16 protein-coding genes, 2 tRNA genes and 1 pseudogene are annotated in these 17,366 nt (G+C 59.1%); 9 read left to right on the top strand and 10 right to left on the bottom strand.

Annotation, left to right across the window (positions count from 1 at the left end; genetic code table 11):
* Positions 1-122: 122 nt before the first annotated feature.
* Both CAL20_RS25900 and CAL20_RS18555 read right to left on the bottom strand, forming a co-directional pair.
* Positions 123-245 (bottom strand): annotated as a pseudogene (locus tag CAL20_RS25900) (alpha/beta fold hydrolase); the annotation flags it as partial.
* 26 nt (positions 246-271) lie between these two features.
* Positions 272-1,225, bottom strand: coding sequence for a succinylglutamate desuccinylase/aspartoacylase domain-containing protein (locus tag CAL20_RS18555; protein WP_094822382.1), 954 nt, complete (start codon positions 1,223-1,225; stop codon positions 272-274).
* A 325-nt stretch (positions 1,226-1,550) separates the two neighbouring features.
* Between CAL20_RS18555 and CAL20_RS18550 the strand changes: the two genes are divergently transcribed.
* The 4 genes from CAL20_RS18550 (at position 1,551) to CAL20_RS18535 (ending at position 5,887) form a co-directional block, all read left to right on the top strand.
* On the top strand, positions 1,551-2,696 hold the full coding sequence (locus CAL20_RS18550; protein WP_094822381.1) for a muconate/chloromuconate family cycloisomerase: 1,146 nt from the start codon (positions 1,551-1,553) through the stop codon (positions 2,694-2,696).
* A gap of 47 nt (positions 2,697-2,743) precedes the next feature.
* Positions 2,744-3,679 carry a catechol 1,2-dioxygenase gene (catA, locus tag CAL20_RS18545; RefSeq protein ID WP_094822380.1) on the top strand — a complete coding sequence of 312 codons (936 nt, stop codon included), beginning with the start codon at positions 2,744-2,746 and terminating at the stop codon, positions 3,677-3,679.
* Between the two features lie 68 nt (positions 3,680-3,747).
* Entirely contained in the window at positions 3,748-5,091 is a 1,344-nt protein-coding gene (locus CAL20_RS18540) for an MFS transporter (RefSeq protein ID WP_094822379.1), read from the top strand.
* Between the two features lie 16 nt (positions 5,092-5,107).
* A complete protein-coding gene (locus tag CAL20_RS18535) occupies positions 5,108-5,887 on the top strand; it encodes a 1,6-dihydroxycyclohexa-2,4-diene-1-carboxylate dehydrogenase (protein ID WP_094822378.1) in 780 nt (259 codons plus the stop codon).
* Positions 5,888-5,981: 94 nt separating this feature from the next.
* On the opposite strand, the gene CAL20_RS18530 is transcribed toward CAL20_RS18535, so the two are convergent.
* Positions 5,982-6,653 carry an O-methyltransferase gene (locus CAL20_RS18530; protein ID WP_094838602.1) on the bottom strand — a complete coding sequence of 224 codons (672 nt, stop codon included), beginning with the start codon at positions 6,651-6,653 and terminating at the stop codon, positions 5,982-5,984.
* 116 nt (positions 6,654-6,769) lie between these two features.
* Between CAL20_RS18530 and CAL20_RS18525 the strand changes: the two genes are divergently transcribed.
* Together CAL20_RS18525 and CAL20_RS18520 are read left to right on the top strand one after the other, a co-directional pair.
* Positions 6,770-7,627: a LysR substrate-binding domain-containing protein gene (locus CAL20_RS18525; protein ID WP_094822376.1), complete on the top strand. Its 858-nt coding sequence runs from the start codon at positions 6,770-6,772 to the stop codon at positions 7,625-7,627.
* Positions 7,628-7,684: 57 nt separating this feature from the next.
* A tRNA-Arg gene (locus CAL20_RS18520) sits at positions 7,685-7,761 on the top strand.
* A gap of 106 nt (positions 7,762-7,867) precedes the next feature.
* Here the strand turns inward: CAL20_RS18520 and CAL20_RS18515 are convergent.
* Entirely contained in the window at positions 7,868-8,221 is a 354-nt protein-coding gene (locus tag CAL20_RS18515; protein WP_094822375.1) for a DUF1428 domain-containing protein, read from the bottom strand.
* Between the two features lie 221 nt (positions 8,222-8,442).
* Here CAL20_RS18515 and CAL20_RS18510 point away from each other — a divergent pair, with 221 nt between their 5' ends.
* On the top strand, positions 8,443-9,036 hold the full coding sequence (locus tag CAL20_RS18510) for a hypothetical protein (protein ID WP_094838601.1): 594 nt from the start codon (positions 8,443-8,445) through the stop codon (positions 9,034-9,036).
* Between the two features lie 84 nt (positions 9,037-9,120).
* Here CAL20_RS18510 and CAL20_RS18505 read toward each other — a convergent pair whose 3' ends face one another.
* From CAL20_RS18505 to CAL20_RS25795, 4 genes are all read right to left on the bottom strand, one after another.
* On the bottom strand, positions 9,121-10,233 hold the full coding sequence (locus CAL20_RS18505) for an alkene reductase (RefSeq protein WP_094822373.1): 1,113 nt from the start codon (positions 10,231-10,233) through the stop codon (positions 9,121-9,123).
* Between the two features lie 61 nt (positions 10,234-10,294).
* Positions 10,295-10,588, bottom strand: coding sequence for an ArsR/SmtB family transcription factor (locus CAL20_RS18500; RefSeq protein ID WP_094822372.1), 294 nt, complete (start codon positions 10,586-10,588; stop codon positions 10,295-10,297).
* 119 nt (positions 10,589-10,707) lie between these two features.
* A complete protein-coding gene (locus tag CAL20_RS18495) occupies positions 10,708-11,511 on the bottom strand; it encodes an AraC family transcriptional regulator (protein ID WP_094838600.1) in 804 nt (267 codons plus the stop codon).
* A 160-nt stretch (positions 11,512-11,671) separates the two neighbouring features.
* A complete protein-coding gene (locus tag CAL20_RS25795; protein WP_256981621.1) occupies positions 11,672-11,920 on the bottom strand; it encodes a hypothetical protein in 249 nt (82 codons plus the stop codon).
* Here CAL20_RS25795 and CAL20_RS18490 point away from each other — a divergent pair.
* Together CAL20_RS18490 and CAL20_RS18485 are read left to right on the top strand one after the other, a co-directional pair.
* Positions 11,853-13,040 carry an MFS transporter gene (locus CAL20_RS18490; protein WP_256981620.1) on the top strand — a complete coding sequence of 396 codons (1,188 nt, stop codon included), beginning with the start codon at positions 11,853-11,855 and terminating at the stop codon, positions 13,038-13,040. The genes CAL20_RS25795 and CAL20_RS18490 overlap by 68 nt on opposite strands.
* A gap of 47 nt (positions 13,041-13,087) precedes the next feature.
* Positions 13,088-13,164: transfer RNA gene (locus CAL20_RS18485), tRNA-Arg, on the top strand.
* A gap of 170 nt (positions 13,165-13,334) precedes the next feature.
* Here the strand turns inward: CAL20_RS18485 and CAL20_RS18480 are convergent.
* Both CAL20_RS18480 and CAL20_RS18475 read right to left on the bottom strand, forming a co-directional pair.
* Positions 13,335-15,443 (bottom strand): TonB-dependent siderophore receptor, encoded by a 2,109-nt coding sequence (locus CAL20_RS18480; protein ID WP_094838615.1) that lies wholly within the window; start codon positions 15,441-15,443, stop codon positions 13,335-13,337.
* Positions 15,444-15,698: 255 nt separating this feature from the next.
* Entirely contained in the window at positions 15,699-17,366 is a 1,668-nt protein-coding gene (locus tag CAL20_RS18475) for an AMP-binding protein (RefSeq protein WP_094822369.1), read from the bottom strand.

Raw genomic sequence — 17,366 nt, 5'->3', positions numbered from 1 at the left:
GCGGATTACCCATCAGGGACCGTGCAGCGGGTGTTGCACAGCAAGTCCGAATGTACGGGTGCAATCCCTACCGTGGCGTCATCAAGAAGTGAAGGCTTGGCAAACCAGGGGCGTCCATGTACGAAGGAAGAGCAAGGATAGCCGTGCGGCAACAGAATGGCCGGCGCGTCCGGCGCGCCAGCCTCACGATAGAAGGTGTTGATCCCGGCTATCGGAATCGCATGGTGTCTGATGCGCTGATCCATTGCATCCTCCTTCGAAGCATCGGCATTCAAATCGACTTCGTCAGGTAGACCGCCTCCCGTCCCACAATCGGTAATCGCGTCGGCATGAATATCGTGCACTGATCGCAGGGCGAGCGAATCTCTTCCGAGCCATTCATGGCGATCAATTCGCCTTTGTCGAACGTCTCAAACCCGATGACTGGGCGTGTGAAACTAAAGTTCTCCGACTTCACGACATGCGTTTCCAGCAATCGATAGCGCTGCGGGATCGGCGGTTTGTCCATACCCGGGCGCGGGTCGATCAACCCCAGGTGCGCCAGGAATCGGAGCGAAACGTCAGTCGCCAATTCAGCCGCGGATCTGGAAAAATGCTGACCACATTCGACCACCAGCGAACCGCCATACTGAGCTGCGGGATCTCCATGGCGACCGTAGCCGATCACGGGGGTCCCGGGGAATTTGTCCGGGGACATCACCAGATGCACGATCGGCGCGCCTACGGCCGAGGCCAATGCCGTATTGCGATCGGCCTCGTTATAGACCCAGAACGGCTGCACAGGCGTACTCGTCGAATGGATATCGAGCACGAAGTCGGCGGCGTCCAGGACGGGCCGCAATTCCCGTGCCCGACGGACCTCGGGGCTGCCATCCTCGGCATCCAGCATGTTGGCCGTCCAGATGCGGTTCAAATTGTGAACCAATTGCCGGTTGGCATAGGGGTCTTCGATATCAAAGGCCTCATAGGCCTCGATATGTGCAAAGCTGATCGTCAGTGTGCCGATTTTTGGCCGGATATGGTTGTCCAGCAGATGCGTCGCGGCAACCATGCCACAGATCTCATTGCCATGGGTGATAGCGTTGATCAGTACATGAGGGCCAGGCTGTCCGGACTCAAACCGATGAACATAAGGGATTCCGATATTGCCTTGGCGATACGCGGACAGATCGCGCGGCAAGATTTCCAATGGCGGATCGGCAGGGGCGAGTGTGGAGATATTCAACTGAGGCTCCAAGAAAACACCGGCATTCGAGCGATGTCGGGGGAGAGCGGAGCTCCTCGGTGCCAAGGCTGCGGGGTTGCTCTGCTCTCGGGCTGCGGGTGAATTGATTCTACTCAATGCGACGCAGGGGGAGGACCTGCCGGGCACCATACAAAGTACTTCGCCGTGCAGGGGGAAGATTGAGTGCCGACGACGCGGTCTGTCGGGTGACATTGGAAAGAAACGTTTCATACCTTTAAGGTATGGAAGTGATCCATAAAGTATTGGACCTGAAACTGCGCCGATCTTATAAAGCAGGCTGTGATTCAACTCCACAGCCTCAAAAATGCCCGTAGCAACAATCGAACGCGTCGAAACTTCTCTGGTGGATCTGCCTACCATCAGGCCGCACAAGCTGTCGGTGGCCACGATGTATGGCCAGACGCTGATGCTGGTGAAAATCTACTGCAGTGATGGTGTCGTGGGCATTGGCGAAGGCACGACGATTGCCGGTATGGCCTACGGCCCGGAAAGTCCGGAAGCCATGAAACTGTCCATCGATACCTATTTTGCGCCTGCCATGATAGGCCAGGATGCTTCGTCCATTCAGGCGTTGATGGCGCATCTGGGCAAGCTGGTCAAGGTCAATCACTTTGCCAAGAGCGCATTGGAGACGGCTTTGCTCGATGCGCAGGGCAAACGCCTGGGTGTGCCCGTCAGCGAACTGCTCGGCGGCCGGCGCCGCGAGCGTCTGCCCGTCGCGTGGACATTGGCCTCTGGCGACACCGCGCGCGATATTGCCGAAGCCGAGGAAATGCTCGACAGGCGCCGCCATCGAATTTTTAAATTGAAGATCGGCGCCAAGTCACCCGAAGTCGACATCAAGCACGTGGCAGAGATCAAAAAGGTATTGGGCGATCGTGGCGCGGTACGCGTGGACGTCAACATGGCCTGGAGCGAAACGCAGGCCGCCTGGGCCATTCCGGCGCTGGCCGATGCGGGCTGCGAACTGGTGGAGCAGCCCGTCGCCAGCGTTGCGGCCATGACGCGATTGATGCGCCGTTTCCCGGTTGCTTTGATGGCCGACGAAGTCTTGCAAGGACCCGAAAGCGCATTCGAGATTGCCAAGCAACATGGCGCGGATGTCTTTGCCATCAAGATCGAGCAGAACGGCGGCTTGTTCGCCGCTCAGCGGGTGGCCGCCATTGCGGACGCGGCCGGCATCGAGCTGTACGGCGGCACCATGCTCGAAGGCGCGGTCAGCACGATCGCCTCGGCTCATCTATTTGCCAGCTTTGCCCATCTGCAATGGGGCACTGAGCTGTTTGGCCCGTTGCTCATTACCGAAGAAATTTTGACCCAGCCTTTGGACTATAGCGATTTCGCGTTGACCGTTCCTCGCGGTCCTGGTTTGGGGATAGAGCTGGATGAAGCGAAGATCAAACGGTTCACCCGTGAGGGGCTGACCAAGACCACTGACGCTCGGCACTGAGCGATATCCGTTCACGCTGACTGATTATTTATTGGAGAGACAGAATCATGAATGCAGAAGTATTCGACACCAAAGAAGTCCAGGACCTGTTGACCGCGGCCACGAATATTGCCGGCCAAGAGGGCAATGCGCGTTTCAAGCAGATCCTGCATCGCTTGCTGAGCGATTTGTTCAAGGCCATCGATGATCTGGACATCACGCCCGATGAAGTCTGGGCTGGCGTGAACTATATCAACCAGCTCGGGCGCGATGGCGAAGCCGCTTTGCTGGCAGCCGGTCTGGGCCTGGAAAAGTATCTCGATATCCGTATGGATCATGCAGACAAGCTGGCCGGTATCGAGGGCGGCACGCCTCGCACCATCGAAGGGCCCTTGTACGTGGCAGGCGCGCCGGTGCGCGACGGAATGTCGAGAATCGACATCGATCCTGATCAAGACGCAGGTCCGCTTGTGATTCGCGGCGTGGTGACGGACACGGATGGCAAGCCCCTCGCAGGCGCGATCGTCGAATGCTGGCATGCCAATTCGAAAGGCTTTTACTCACACTTCGACCCGACGGGCGCGCAAACCGAATTCAACCTGCGCGGCGCAGTCAAAACCGGCGCCGACGGCAAGTATGAGTTCCGCACTCTGATGCCTGTAGGCTACGGCTGTCCGCCGCAAGGTGCGACGCAGCAGCTGCTCGATGAAATCGGCCGGCATGGCAATCGTCCCGCGCACGTGCACTTTTTTGTCAGCGCCGATAGCCATCGCAAGCTCACCACGCAGTTCAATATCGAGGGCGATCCCTTGATTTGGGACGACTTTGCCTATGCGACGCGCGAAGAACTGATTCCTCCTGTCGTGGAGAAAACCGGTGGCGCAGCGTTGGGCTTGAAAGACAACGCCTACAAGGAAATCGAGTTCAACTTTGCGTTGACCAGCCTCGTGCAAGGCAAGGACAACCAGCTTGTTCATCGCCTGCGCGCAGCCGTTACGGCATAAGCCTTTCTGACGGCAACCTCAACACATTACATCCATAACACTCGCGCCTACGGCGCGAGGAGACACTCATGGCCGCAACGCTTTCCATTCCCGCCCTGATAGATCAGGAGCGAGTCAGCGCCTTTCAATGGCGCGTGCTGATCCTCTGTTTTCTCATCGCCTTGTTCGATGGGTTTGATACGCAGGCGATGGCATTCACTGGGCCCGCAATCCTGGCCGCCTTTAATCTGCAGTCCGGAGAACTCGCTCCCATTCTGACGGCAGGCATTGTCGGTATGGCGGTTGGTGCCATGTCGCTGGGGTTGATCGGCGATCGTATCGGCCGCCGGCCTGCCGCCATGCTCGGTGTCGCCGTCTTTGCGATTGCAACGCTCTTGACGGCCGCGGCGACGGAAACCTGGCACATTCTGGTCTTGCGCTTTATTGCTGGCCTGGGTATGGGCGGATGTACACCTATCGTGTTGGCGCTGGCGGCCGAGTATGTGCCGGCCCGGCTGCGTGGGACTGTGATTACCGGTGTGCTGTTGGGGTTGCCCGCAGGGGCCATGTTGGGTGGCCTGCTGGCTGCGCGCATGTTGCCCGTCATCGGCTGGGAAGGCATTTTCATTGTGGGCGGGGTCGCGCCGCTGATCTTGCTGGTGGCCTTGGTAGCGCTATTGCCCGAGTCGCTGCAGTTCAAGGCCATGCGTGGCGACGCTGCCGGGCAGGATTATGTGCGCCGAATCCTGGCGAAAATCACAACGCAACCCGTGGCGTCCGGTACCAAGTTTTCCGTGCCGGAGGACGCCAAGGTGCGCGCCAGCGTCAAGGCGCTGTTCTCGGACGGCTATGCACGCAAGACGCTGTCCATCTGGACGGTGTATCTGCTGAACTGGGTGGCCTGGTTCATGTTGCTGTCGTGGCTGCCCACCGTACTGAAGGCCGCGGGATTGCCAGCAGACCAGGCGCCCATGGGCACTTTTGCCGTGAACCTGGTGTTCATCATTTGCGCGATTCCGTTGTCGGCGGTGATGCCGCGTGTGTCGACCCGCTCGCTGCTGATCGTGTTGTTCGTTCTGGGTATCGCGGTCGCCTTGGGTCTGGGCTACGCAGGATCGAATTGGACGCTGGTCTTCATCCTGGTGGGTGCAGCCGGTCTCGGTGTCGGCGGTCAGCAGCTGGCGCTGAACTATCTCATCATCGGCGCCTATCCTACGGCTTTGCGTGCGACGGCGACAGGCTGGTCGATCGGTATTGGTCGCGCGGGCGCCATTATTGGCTCGGCGATTGGCGGCAGCGTGCTGACGTTGCTCGGCCCCTCAGGCTTTTTCATGGCGCTGGCAGTTCCCCTGCTTGGTGCGTTGCTGGCAGTGCTGGCCGTAGAGATCAAAGCGCCCGAGCCTGGCGCCGGTAATCTGTCGAGTGCGCACTGAGTTCGAGAATATCGCTATGAATCGTTTTGAAAAACAGATTGCTCTGGTCACCGGTGCGGCTCAGGGAGTGGGTCGCGCCACGGCCAAACGCCTGGCTGCCGAAGGGGCCACCCTGGTCCTCGTGGATCGCGCGATCGAGCAAGGCCTCTCGGTCGTGGAGGAGATTCGTGCGCAAGGCGGACAGGCGTCATTCATTGACGCCGATCTGGAAACCCATGCGGGTGCGCAGCGGATGGTGCAGTACGCATTGGACACTCACGGCCGTATCGACGTGTCAGTGCATAACGTCGGCGGCACCATCTGGATGAAACCGTTCTGGGAATACACACCGGAACAGATGCAACGGGAGATCAACCGCTCGTTGTGGCCGACGCTATGGTCTTGCCGGGAGGTTGTGCCTGTCATGCGCAAACAAGGCAGCGGCGCGATCGTCAACGTAGGGTCCAATGCGACACGAGGTATTTACCGTGTGCCGTATTCGGCGTCTAAAGGTGGCGTGCATGCTGCGACGGTATGCATGGCATTGGAGCTGGCCGGCAGCGGCGTGCGGGTGAACTGCGTTTCACCGGGAGCCCTGGATAATGGCGTGCGGGCCATTCCGCGCAATACCGAGCAGCCCTCCGATCAGGATCTGGCGTGGACACGCGAGATGTACGAAGACTGTCTGGCCGGAACACCGATGCATCGCGTAGGAACGGCGGACGAGGTGGCTGCCGCTATTTGCTTTATGGCCGCGCCAGAGGCGTCCTACATCACCGGTCAAGTAATGTACGTTGCAGGTGGGCATCAGGGCTGATGCGCGGGGTTCGTGCGCTCGTGAGCGTGCGAAGCAGGAACCATCATTCGTGCCGCGCGGGGCCAGCAGGTGGCGCACGACAGTGCGCCGCCTGCTAACGGGATACGCGCGCCAGCGAAAAGCCATCCCATCCTTTGATCCCTACCGTCTGGATCGCTGTCGATGTCAGCCGCAGATCGTGGCCCAATGTTTCCAGAAAACGGCGGGCGCCCAGGACATCGGCCTGTTCTATCGCCTCGGGATCTGCGATACGTCCGCCACGAACGATGTTGTCGCCCACAATGATGGTGCCATCGCGGGCCAGGTGCAATGCCAGCTCCAGATAGCGCGGATTGTCGGCCTTGTCGGCATCGAGAAAAATCATGTCAAAGGGCTCGATATCCGAAACCGCCCACTGCTGCAGAATGTCGCGTGCATCGCCCACGACGATTTCCGTGCAGTCTGCGAGTCCGGTGGCGGCCAGATTGGCGCGCGCCACGTCGGCATAGGCCGCATTGCGCTCCAGTGAGATCAGCTTGCCCGATGCGGGCAAGGCGCGGGCCAGCCAGATCGTGCTGTAGCCGCCGAGCGTGCCGACTTCCAGGATGCGTCTGGCTTGGACCATCTGTGCAAAAATTTGCAGTAAACGGCCTTGGTTTGGCGCCACATCATGAGCTGGCAGTCCGGCGTCGCGAGCACGGTTTAGCGCATGCTCCAAGGCTGGGTCATTGAGGTGCAATATCTCTTCAAAATAATCGTCTACATCATTCCAGAGTGCTTGCTTCATAGCGATAGGCTTTCGTCAGCGATGAGTGGGAATGGCTGAAATCGTACGCATTCACCGCATGCGAGGATATCGAATTATTCTTTGCGGTACGTCAGTTTTTCTCACATACTGGGCGTATGAGATCGCTTCCCCCTTTATCGGCCCTGAAGGTTTTTGAGGCCATTGCCCGCACCGGCTCAGTGACAGCTGCCGCAGACGAACTGCATCGCACGCACGGCGCAGTGAGCCGCCAATTGCGGATGTTGCAAGAGCACGCAGGCATCGCGCTATTTGATAAACAGGGCAATGGTCTGCGCCTGAACGCCCATGGTGCTGAGCTATATGCCTTGATTCGCCCTTTGTTCGATCAACTGGAAACGGGTTACGAGAGCCTATTGCGCCGTGCCCGTCATCCCGGCTTGCATGTGGCATGCAGCGCGACCTTCGCCATGCGCTGGTTGGTGCCGCATCTGGCGGATTTTTACCGTCAGCATCCCGATATACGCATTCGTCTGTCCATGACCTCGGCGCGCGAGCTGCGCAGCGAGGGCGCGGATCTGCTGATTGCCTGGGATCTCAGCGGCTCGGCCTATTCGCAGGCAGATCTGGCCTCAGCGGTACCACTGGCGCCGGTGGCGTTCGGCCCCGTACACGCGCCAGGCCGCAAGGGGGCGCGCAAACCCACGGTCCGTATCGCCCACGATTTCACCACCAGCGCCTGGACTCAGTGGCACCAATTGTCTGGACGAGACCTGAAACTGACGAGCGAGATCACCTTTCCCCATACTCACCTGTGTATCGAGGCGGCGGTGTCGCGTTTGGGGGTGGCCCTGGTCGAGCAGCGGTTGGTGCGCCAGGAACTGGAAGAAGCGGCACTGGTCGCTCCGTACGGGTTTGTGACCTTTCCGGAACCATTGATGGCTTTGCCGGCCCAAGGGCGAGCGCTCAGCCCGGAGGCGAGCGTGTTCATGGACTGGCTGCGCACAGCGTTGTGACCGTGGTGTTGCGTGTTGCGCAATCATCAAAAAACGTGCTATAGTCTTTTTCTTGCAGCGCCCGTAGCTCAGTTGGATAGAGTACTTGGCTACGAACCAAGGGGTCGTGGGTTCGAATCCTGCCGGGCGCGCCAAATTTAAAAGGGTCTCCATTGCGGAGACCCTTTTTTCATTGTGCAGAATCTGCGCTTGGTGTTGCAACCGTGTTGCGCCAACCCTACTTGTGTCAGCCCCGTCGTTTCAGACATCCAGTATGGGGACAAATCCGCCGAAAATCATACGCTTGCCGTCGAACGGCATTGTTTCGCCCATGTTTTTCATGCGCGGGTCGCTCATTATTTTTTCATTGGCCGCATCGCGCACTTCTTTAGACGGATATTCGAACCACGAAAACACGACGACTTCGTCGTCTTTGGCCATGACGGCTTTGCGAAAGTCGGTGAGTTTGCCATCAGGGATATCGTCTCCCCAACATTCCACCATACGCGTGACTCCGAACTCCTTGAAAAGCGGGGCGGCGTCGGCAGCATGTTTCAGATAGGACTCTTTGTTGGCGGCGGGGACTGCCAATAGAAAACCTTCCACGTACTTCATCGTCTGCTCCTTGAATGAGACAGGGCGAGCTCCTGTCATGAGTGAGGCGAGGGTCGTTGTGAGGCGAGTGTTCGGTCTGATCGAACCGAGGTGGATATCGTAAACGCTCGATCTCGCGACATGTCGGCTCTCGACAAACTCTTACATGTATAAAGAGGGTTTGATTAACCCCGGCGATACGTGATGGACAAGATTCGCCACTCGTGAGGAGCGCCAGAAAGGTGGAGACGCAGGTCTATTCGGTACACGATATCTATCCGCACATCCGCATTGTGATGGGGATGGTGATTGGTCTAGGTGTGACGCGTTTGTTGTCCGGCGTCGCGCGCATTGTCCAGCATCCCACGCAATACAGGCTGTATGCGATTCATCTGGCGTGGGTAGCGTCAGTCCTGCTGATGCTGGTTCATTTCTGGTGGTGGGAGTTCGGCCTGTACGAGGTGTCGCACTGGACGTTCGACAAATACCTCTTCATCATCGGCTACGCCATCGCTTTGTTTCTGCTGAGTGCGTTGTTGTTTCCCGATTCGATGCACGGCTACGAGAGTTACAGGGATTTTTTCTATGCGCGCCGGGCCTGGTTTTTTGGATTGCTGGCCGCGACCTATGTATTCGATGTGGTTGATACCCTGCTAAAAGGGGAGGCGCATTTTGCCCGGTTCGGCAACGAGTACATGATACGTACGCCGATTTTTGTCATTGCCTGCCTGCTGGCAATTGTCGTGAAGAGTCCCCGCTATCACGCGGGTCTGGTGGTGCTGACCTTGGTGTACCAGGTATGGTGGATACTCAGGTCGTTTGACACGCTCGGGTAGCGCAGTGCGGAGCTGGCCATGTGCCAGCCAGCTCCGGGCCATCAAATCGATATGGCGCACTGATCCTGTGTTTTCCGGTCAGGGTCAGGCCAACACGGGGTAGTCGAGATAGCCTTTGACGCCGCCGCCATAAAACGTCGTGTTGTCCGGCGTATTCAACGCTGCGCCTTCGCGCAGACGGCGTACCAGATCGGGATTGGCGATGAACGGCTTGCCAAAGGCAATCAGGTCGGCCTGTCCGGATTCGACAACGTCTTCTGCGAGCTTGCCGTCGTAACCATTATTGGCCATCCAGGCGGCTTGACCGCCGGCCTTTTCATACGTTTGCCGCAGGGCTGCGTAATCGAACGGAGTGTCGCCTTGTTGGAAATGACGATCGCCGCCCGTGGCGCCCTCAATGACGTGCACGTAGGCCAATTTGTAGCCTGCCAGGATGCGTGCGACATGCTCGAACAAGGGCTGCGGGTTGGGATCGCTGGCATCGTTGGCGGGCGTAACGGGAGAAATACGGATGCCGGTGCGGCCGGCGCCGATTTCCTCGGTGATCGCCTGGACGACCTCGCTCAGCAAGCGAGCGCGGTTTTCGATGCTGCCGCCGTATTCGTCGGTACGCAGGTTGCTGCCGCTGCGCAGGAATTGATCCAGCAGATAGCCGTTGGCGGCATGGATTTCCACACCGTCAAAGCCTGCCTCGATCGCCGCGCGAGCGGCACGGCGGTAATCTTCGACAATGCCCGGCAGCTCACTCAGTTCCAGGGCGCGCGGTTCAGAGGTGGGGACGAATTCGCCCGTGCCGTCATCGTGCACCAGATAGGTCTTGGATTTGGCTTGCACGGCCGAGGGGGCGACGGGCGCGCCGTGGTTCGGCTGCAGCACGTTGTGCGAAATACGGCCCACGTGCCACAACTGCACAACGATTTTGCCGCCCGCTTGATGGACGGAATCCGTGACGCGCTTCCAGCCTGCAAGCTGTTCGGCCGAGTACAGGCCCGGGACCTGCGCGTAGCCCTGGCCCTGATGGGTGATCGCAGTGGCTTCGGTGATGATGAGGCCCGCGGTCGCGCGCTGCGTGTAATACGTCACCATGTCGGCGGTCGGGACGGCGCCTGGCGCGCGGTTGCGGGTGAGAGGCGCCATGACGATGCGGTTGGACAGTTGCAGGTCGCCTGCGGCGATGGGGTCGAAAAGGGTAGGCATGATTCGGGTCGTGTAATGAGTGGCGGGTGAGGGAAGTGGTACGTCGATAGGGGCGAGGGCCCTAAAGGTCTTGGCCAAGTTCACGTAGAAAGGCCGAGATCGTGTCCTCGTTGCGTTTGTAGAAAATCCACTGGCCGATGCGGCGCGTAGTGACCAGGTCGGCGCGCTGCAACACAGCCAGATGCGTGGACATGGTGGATTGAGACAGCCCACAGCGCTCGAATTGACCCGCACATACCCCGATGTCCAGGGGATGTTCCTGGGTGGAGAAATGCTTTTCGGGCGTTTTGAGCCACTGCAGAATTTCGCGGCGCACCGGATTGGCCAGCGCTTTGATGATGAGATCAATGTCCATGTCGTATGGATTTAGTATATCGGGTTTTGTCGAATTATAAATCTGTAAATCTAGATATATCAATATGCGGGAAATTGACGATCCGCAGGCCGCCCAGCTAGCAATCGCGAATAGTGCGGTCAGGCTTCGCGCAGATAGGCTTGCGGTGGTGCGCCCAGCGCCCGTCGGAACATGGCGCTGAACGCGCTGGGGCTGTGATAGCCGAGTTCGGCGGCCACGCGCGTGACAGGCTGGCCGAGCGACAGACGATGCAAGGCATCGGCCAGCCGTACCTGCTGCACCCATTGCCGATAATTCAGTCCCAGTTCCGCCTGAAACAGCCGGATGAGGGTACGGCCGCTGGCGCCGACCTCGTCGCCCCAATCGTCTATCGTGCGGTTCAGGGCCGGCTGAGCCAGAATGGCACGGCAGACAGTCTGCAGACGCCGGTCTTTAGGCCAGGGGATCTGGATAGGAATCGCCGGTGCGGCCTGCAATTCCGTCAGCAATAACGCGGCAATCTGGCCGCCCCGGCCGTCCAGCTCGTATTCAATGGGCTCGGCCGCCAAGGCCAGGATCAATTCCCGCAACAGGCCCGAGACTTCGATGACCTGACAGTGTTTCGATAGGGCTTCGGCGGCATCGGCGCGCACATACAAGGTGCGCATCTGTACCGTGCCCACCATCTCGATGCCGTGGATGATGCCCGGGGGTACCCACAGCGCGCGCAGCGGCGGCAAAGTCCAGAAGCCATCCGGCGTGCTCACGCGCATCGCGCCATCGATCGCATATACCAGCTGGCCGCGCGGGTGGCTGTGTGGTCCGGTGGTCGCGTTGGACATAAAGGACTTGGCCATGGCGGTGATGAGGCGCGGCACATGTTGGTAGTCGTCTGCATTGCGGCTACGGGTCGGGTCCAGCGGTGGAATGGAGCGTGAGGGCATGATGATGACTCTGTCACTTTCGCGATGAAAGTTGGCATGTTTGCGTGTTAGGGACTTTATACACTGTTTGTTTGCGGTAATCGTCCCCGCGTTTCGGGTGGGGGACGATTGGTTGTCCGGCCCTTACTTCCCGGCGAACTGCCGTTCGGGCTCTGATTTCTTACGCGATTTGCTGATTGATATCTATGACTTCTTCATCCACAGCCAATTCTGGTTCCGCCTCCGTTATGTCTGCCCCAGCGGGCGCGGGCTTGGTCGAGCCTGCTTTCAATGCAGCCACGACGGGCCATGCCGAGCAGGCCTCTGCGGGACCTGCTGCATCCCAGGCCTGCGCTGCGCCGGTGGCGCCATCGTCGACTTCGTTCAAGGTCCTGGGTGCGATCAGCGTGGCCCACATGATGAACGACATGATCCAATCGATCCTGTTGGCCATCTATCCCATGTTGAAAGACTCATTCAATCTGAGTTTTTCGGAAATCGGCTTGATCACGCTGACCTATCAGATCGCGGCGTCGTTGCTGCAGCCTGGCATTGGCTTGTACACCGATAAACGGCCGACGACGTATTCTCTGCCGATCGGTATGGGATTTACGCTGGTGGGGTTGCTGCTGTTGGCTTATGCGCCGTCGCTACCCTATCTGTTGGTCGCCGCAGCCTTGGTCGGAACGGGCTCATCGATATTTCATCCGGAATCATCCCGCGTGGCGCGCATGGCGTCGGGTGGGCGGCATGGTCTGGCGCAGTCCTTGTTTCAAGTCGGCGGCAATGTGGGGTCGGCGCTGGGTCCTTTATTGGCCGCGCTGGTCATCATCCCTCACGGCCAGACCAGCGTCGCGTGGTTTTCGCTCGCCGCGTTGTTCGGCATGATCGTGCTGGTGGGAATAGGGCGTTGGTACGGCGCGAACCGGGCGCTGCTCAAGCCCAAGGCAAAGGCGGCCAGTGGCGGCACGACGTTGACGCGTAATCAGGTGCTGGGGGCGTTGGGGGTGCTGGGCCTGCTGATTTTTTCCAAATACTTCTACATGGCCAGCCTGAACAGCTATTTCACGTTCTATTTGATGGACAAGTTCGATATGCCCGTGCGGACTGCGCAGTTGTATTTGTTCTTATTCCTGGCCGCCGTGGCATTCGGTACCGTGGCTGGCGGGCCAGTGGGCGATCGCGTCGGCCGCAAGATTGTGATCTGGGTATCCATCCTGGGCGTGGCGCCATTCACGTTGATGTTGCCGTATGCCAACCTGTTCTGGACGGGCGTGCTCGTCGTGATCATCGGTGTGATCCTGGCCTCCGCGTTCTCCGCCATCGTGGTGTATGCCCAGGAACTGGTCCCGGGCAAGGTGGGAATGATCGCTGGATTGTTTTTCGGATTCGCGTTCGGGATGGGCGGGCTGGGTGCCGCCGCATTAGGCAAATTGGCGGATGCGACCAACATTACCTACGTCTATGAGGTCTGCGCGTATCTGCCGTTGCTGGGGATAGTGGCGTTTTTGCTGCCGGATATCGAGGGTAAAAAGCGGCGCGCTAAATAGCGGCTGGACAAGCTAAAAATATCAGTTATAATTTCGCCTCTTTATCAGCGCCCGTAGCTCAGTTGGATAGAGTACTTGGCTACGAACCAAGGGGTCGTGGGTTCGAATCCTGCCGGGCGCGCCAAATTTAGAAAGGGTCTCCATCGCGGAGACCCTTTTTTCTTGGTTTTATTCTGATTGACGCAGCTTTCGCGTCAGCTGGGTTGGCACAAAAATCCTCACGAACGTAAGGATTCTTGTGCGTAAATCGACGTTTTTGGCAGAAATCCTCACGGCCGTGAGGATTTCTCGCTGTCAGAACCGATACGTCGCGCTTGCCGTGACCGTGCGCCGTTGCCCATAGAAGCAATCGCCGCGGCTCAGGCACGTGACCTCGTAGCTTTTGTCTGCGATGTTGTTGACGTTGAGCGCATAACGCCACGCTCCGCTGTCATACGCGACCATTGCATCGAATAGGGTGACCGACGGCGTTTCCGGCGCCGCGCCGTCGGTGAACGAGCCTAGATAGCGCACGCCCGCACCGACCGAAAAACCAGGCATGCTGGCCAAGGCGAAACGATATTTACCCCACAACGACGCCATGTGTTTCGGCACGGGCTCCAGATCGGAGTCGATGTCGGTGTAGATATAGTTGGCGATGACGTCCAGTTGCTTGGTCACGCGGCCGCGCAGCTCTAATTCAATGCCACGTGTCTCGGTCTTGCCCGCCTGAATTTGATTGTTCGGATTGGACGGATCGGGAGCCTGGCGGTTTTTCTCGCGCAGGTCGTAAGCTGCCGCGGTGAACTCCAGGCCGGAGTCGGGCGGCATGTATTTCAAGCCGAGCTCCCATTGCTTGCCGCGCAATGGCTTCCAGCGATTGCCATAGAAGTCCGTGCCACCGATAGGGGTGAATGACTCGCTGTAGCTGATGTATGGCGACAGGCCGTTGTCTGCAGCGTAGAGCAAACCGAATCGTTTGGTCGTCGCGTTGTCGACTTCGCGGTCGTTGCCTTCGATATCGGTTTGGGCCCGATCGTGGCGGATCCCGGCGACAAAGATCCAGTTTTGATAACGCATCTGGTCTTGCGCGTAAAAACCGAGTTGCTGTTGTTTTGTCTTGGGCGTATCGCTGAGATCGTATTCCGGGATGTTGCCGTAAACAGGATGGTAGATGTTCAGCGGGCTGCCGAGGCCCGTGGCTTCTTGTCCCGTTTCGCGATAGCGGCTGTAATCAGCACCAAACAATAGCGTATGCTGGGTCGCGCCCCAATCCACTTTGCCTTCTACGTTTTGATCGACCAGTAGCGTACGCATGCGTGGCTTGTGCACGTAATAGTAGCGATTGAGCGTCATTTGCTCGGGGTCGATGTAGGGAGCTTCGGGATTCGAATACGAGTCCGGATACATCGACTTGTAGTCGACTTTGCTGATCGTATTGCGGAAACTCTGCCGCACGGTCCAGCGGTCGTTGAACTTGTGTTCAAACAGCCAGCCTACGCTGAATTGCTCGGTGTCATAGGCATCGAAACCCGGCTCGCTGGCAAAGCGGCGCGTGGGAATTTGACCGTTGGGGTTATCGCTGACGCTGCCGCTCCAGGGCAGGAACGATTGCGTGGTGCCGGTTTTGTCTTTCTGGAAATAACCTTGCAGGGTCAGCGAGGTGGCGGCGCTGGGTTGCCACGTGAGCGACGGAGCAAGCATCAGCCGATCGTCGCCGACGTGTTGAACTTGCGTATCACTGTCCCGAGCGACCGCGACGACGCGGTAGAGCCATTCGCCGTCTTCGGTGACCGGGCCGGTCAGGTCAGCCTGGATTTCTTTGCGATTGTGATTGCCGACGATGACGCCGATTTCGTGCTGGGCCTCGGCCAAGGGGCGTTTGCTGACCAGGTTCAGCACGCCGCCGGTGCTGCCTTGGCCGTACAACATGGATGATGGTCCGCGCAGGACTTCGAGCCGTTCCAGCGCGTAAATATCGGTGCGCGGGTTGTTGTAGCTGAAGAACTGACGCAAGCCGTCCAGATACTGCACCGGCTCGACGCCGCGTACGCGGACGTAGTCAGCGCGATTGTCGACGCCGTAGGCGTTGGGGCGCACGCCGGCGGCGTAGTTCAGCGCGTCCTGGACATTTTGCGCGCCCTGGTCGACGAATTGTTCGCGCGTGATCACCGTGATGGCTTGCGGCGTTTCCAGCAGCGGTGTGTCTGTTTTTGTGCCTGTGGCGCTGCGCGTCGCTACATAGCCCTCGACGGGGCTAGTGGCAGTTTCTTGGGTGCCGGTGACGCGTACCGCTGGCAGGGTCGCGGCTTCGGTGTCTGTGTCTTGTGCATGGGCAAAAAACGGGGCCAGACTGGCGGTCAATAGGGCCAAGGTAAAGGCGGGCGTCTTGCGCACGGGTGTCGCAGGCAAATAGCGGTTCAACAGAATCCCCAAATTAGAAAAACGTATCCGATAGTGATAATGATTTGTATTAATTTTGTCGGATTATAGTGGGGCTTTGGAAAACTGCAGAGGCTTGCCTAGCGAGGTTGTTGTATCTGGCTGTTGCTGTAATGAGCCGGATTGTTCGGCTGCCTGTGTTGGACCGGCTGCAACTTGCCGCCCGGCGGCGGTGGTGCCGTTGTGACCCTGTGCGCGCGTATTCCCGGCCGATTTCGGTATGCCGATGCGTGTTTTTTACGAGCGCGAGCCGGGTTTCAGTTCGCGGCGCAAGATTTTGCCGACAGCGCTGCGGGGAAGCTCATCGCGGAATTCAACGTGGCGCGGAACTTTGTAGCCGGTCAAATGCTGGCGGCAATGGGCGATCAGAGTGGCGGCATCCAGTGATGGATCGCGGCGGATGACGAACAGTTTGACGGTTTCGCCCGATCGTTCATCGGGTACGCCGACGGCGGCAACCTCGCGTACGCCAGGGTGCAGGGCGGCGGCATCTTCGACTTCGTTGGGATAGACGTTAAAGCCTGATACCAGGATCAGGTCTTTTTTACGATCGACCAGATAGACGTAGCCGCGTTTGTCGACATAGCCCATGTCGCCGGTGCGCAGAAAGCCATCGGGATGAAAGACCTGGGCGGTTTCGGCGGGCTGTTTCCAATAGCCCGACATGACTTGGGGACCTCGGACGCAGAGTTCGCCGGTTTCGCCTGGCGGCAGTTCGCGGCCGTCATCGTCTCGGATGGATATCTCGGTAGAGGGCACCGGCAGGCCAATGGAGCCGGTAAAGGTGCTGACGTCCAGGGGATTCAAGGTGACGGCGGGGGAGGTCTCTGTGAGTCCGTAAGCCTGGCACAGCGAGACGCCGGTCACCTCGCGCCAGCGTTGGGCGACGGCACGCTGTACGGCCATGCCGCCTCCGAGTGTGATGCGCAATCGGGAAAAATCCAGCTTGGCAAAGTCGGGATGATTCAGCAATGCGCAAAACAAGGTGTTGACGCCGGTGAGGGCGCTAAAGGGTGTTTTGCGCAGGGCCTTGATAAAGGCCGGCAGATCGCGAGGGTCTGGAATCAGCAGGTTGCGCGCGCCCAGCTTGATGAAGGTCAGGCAATTGGCCGTGAGGGCAAACACGTGATAGAGCGGCAAAGCAGTGACGATGCATTCCTCACCCTCGCGCAGATGGCCGCGTATCCAGGCATGGGCCTGACACAGATTGGCCAGCATGTTGCCGTGACTGAGCACGGCGGCTTTGGCGACACCGGTCGTGCCGCCCGTGTATTGTAGAAATGCGGGGTCGGCGCGCGTCAGAGTGGGCGGACGCAACGATAGGCTGCGGCCGGCAGCCAGCGCGGTACGCAGGCGTACGGTACCGGGCAGCGACCATGCCGGGACTTTGCGCTTGATGTGGCGCACGGCCAGATCGACCGCGCGCCCTTTGATCGGGCCCAGCAATTCGCCTATGGAGGTGACGACGATGTGGCGCAGGGCGGTATGCGGCAGCGCTTTTTGCAGCGTGTGGGCAAAGTTCTCCGCGATGACGATGGCTTGTGCGCCGGCATCACCCAATTGGTGCGCCAATTCGTGGGCGGTATAGAGCGGATTGCAGTTCACGACGACGCAGCCTGCGCGCAATGCCCCGAACAGGCAGATGGGATATTGCAGCAGATTGGGCAGCATCAGCGCGACACGGTCGCCCTGGCGCAGGCCGCGCGATTGCAGCCATGCGGCAAAATCGCGCGACAGACGATCGAACTCGGCGTAGGTGATCGTGGTGCCAAGACTCGTGTAGGCAGGGTTGCCGGCAAAACGCCGGCAGCTATCGTCGAGTATCGTCAGCAGCGATTCGTAGGGCGTAGTGTCAATGTCGGCAGGGACGCCGGGCGGGTATTGATCGAGCCAGATGCGTTCCAT

The sequence above is a fragment of the Bordetella genomosp. 4 genome (assembly GCF_002261185.1).
Lineage (GTDB): Bacteria > Pseudomonadota > Gammaproteobacteria > Burkholderiales > Burkholderiaceae_B > Bordetella_A.
The sequence above is the reverse complement of the archived record's forward strand: the minus strand, read 5'-3'. Positions and strand labels throughout refer to the sequence as shown.

Bases quoted from the DNA above. Each gene is read 5' to 3' on its own strand.
- CAL20_RS18515 (WP_094822375.1), bottom strand. From the start codon at position 8,221: ATGAAGTACGTGGAAGGTTTTCTATTGGCAGTCCCCGCCGCCAACAAA.
- CAL20_RS18540 (WP_094822379.1), top strand. From the start codon at position 3,748: ATGGCCGCAACGCTTTCCATTCCCGCCCTGATAGATCAGGAGCGAGTC.
- CAL20_RS18495 (WP_094838600.1), bottom strand. From the start codon at position 11,511: ATGCCCTCACGCTCCATTCCACCGCTGGACCCGACCCGTAGCCGCAAT.
- CAL20_RS18525 (WP_094822376.1), top strand. From the start codon at position 6,770: ATGAGATCGCTTCCCCCTTTATCGGCCCTGAAGGTTTTTGAGGCCATT.
- CAL20_RS18475 (WP_094822369.1), bottom strand. From the start codon at position 17,366: ATGGAACGCATCTGGCTCGATCAATACCCGCCCGGCGTCCCTGCCGAC.
- CAL20_RS18530 (WP_094838602.1), bottom strand. From the start codon at position 6,653: ATGAAGCAAGCACTCTGGAATGATGTAGACGATTATTTTGAAGAGATA.
- CAL20_RS18535 (WP_094822378.1), top strand. From the start codon at position 5,108: ATGAATCGTTTTGAAAAACAGATTGCTCTGGTCACCGGTGCGGCTCAG.
- CAL20_RS18500 (WP_094822372.1), bottom strand. From the start codon at position 10,588: ATGGACATTGATCTCATCATCAAAGCGCTGGCCAATCCGGTGCGCCGC.
- catA (WP_094822380.1), top strand. From the start codon at position 2,744: ATGAATGCAGAAGTATTCGACACCAAAGAAGTCCAGGACCTGTTGACC.
- CAL20_RS18505 (WP_094822373.1), bottom strand. From the start codon at position 10,233: ATGCCTACCCTTTTCGACCCCATCGCCGCAGGCGACCTGCAACTGTCC.
- CAL20_RS18550 (WP_094822381.1), top strand. From the start codon at position 1,551: ATGCCCGTAGCAACAATCGAACGCGTCGAAACTTCTCTGGTGGATCTG.
- CAL20_RS25795 (WP_256981621.1), bottom strand. From the start codon at position 11,920: ATGTCGTTCATCATGTGGGCCACGCTGATCGCACCCAGGACCTTGAAC.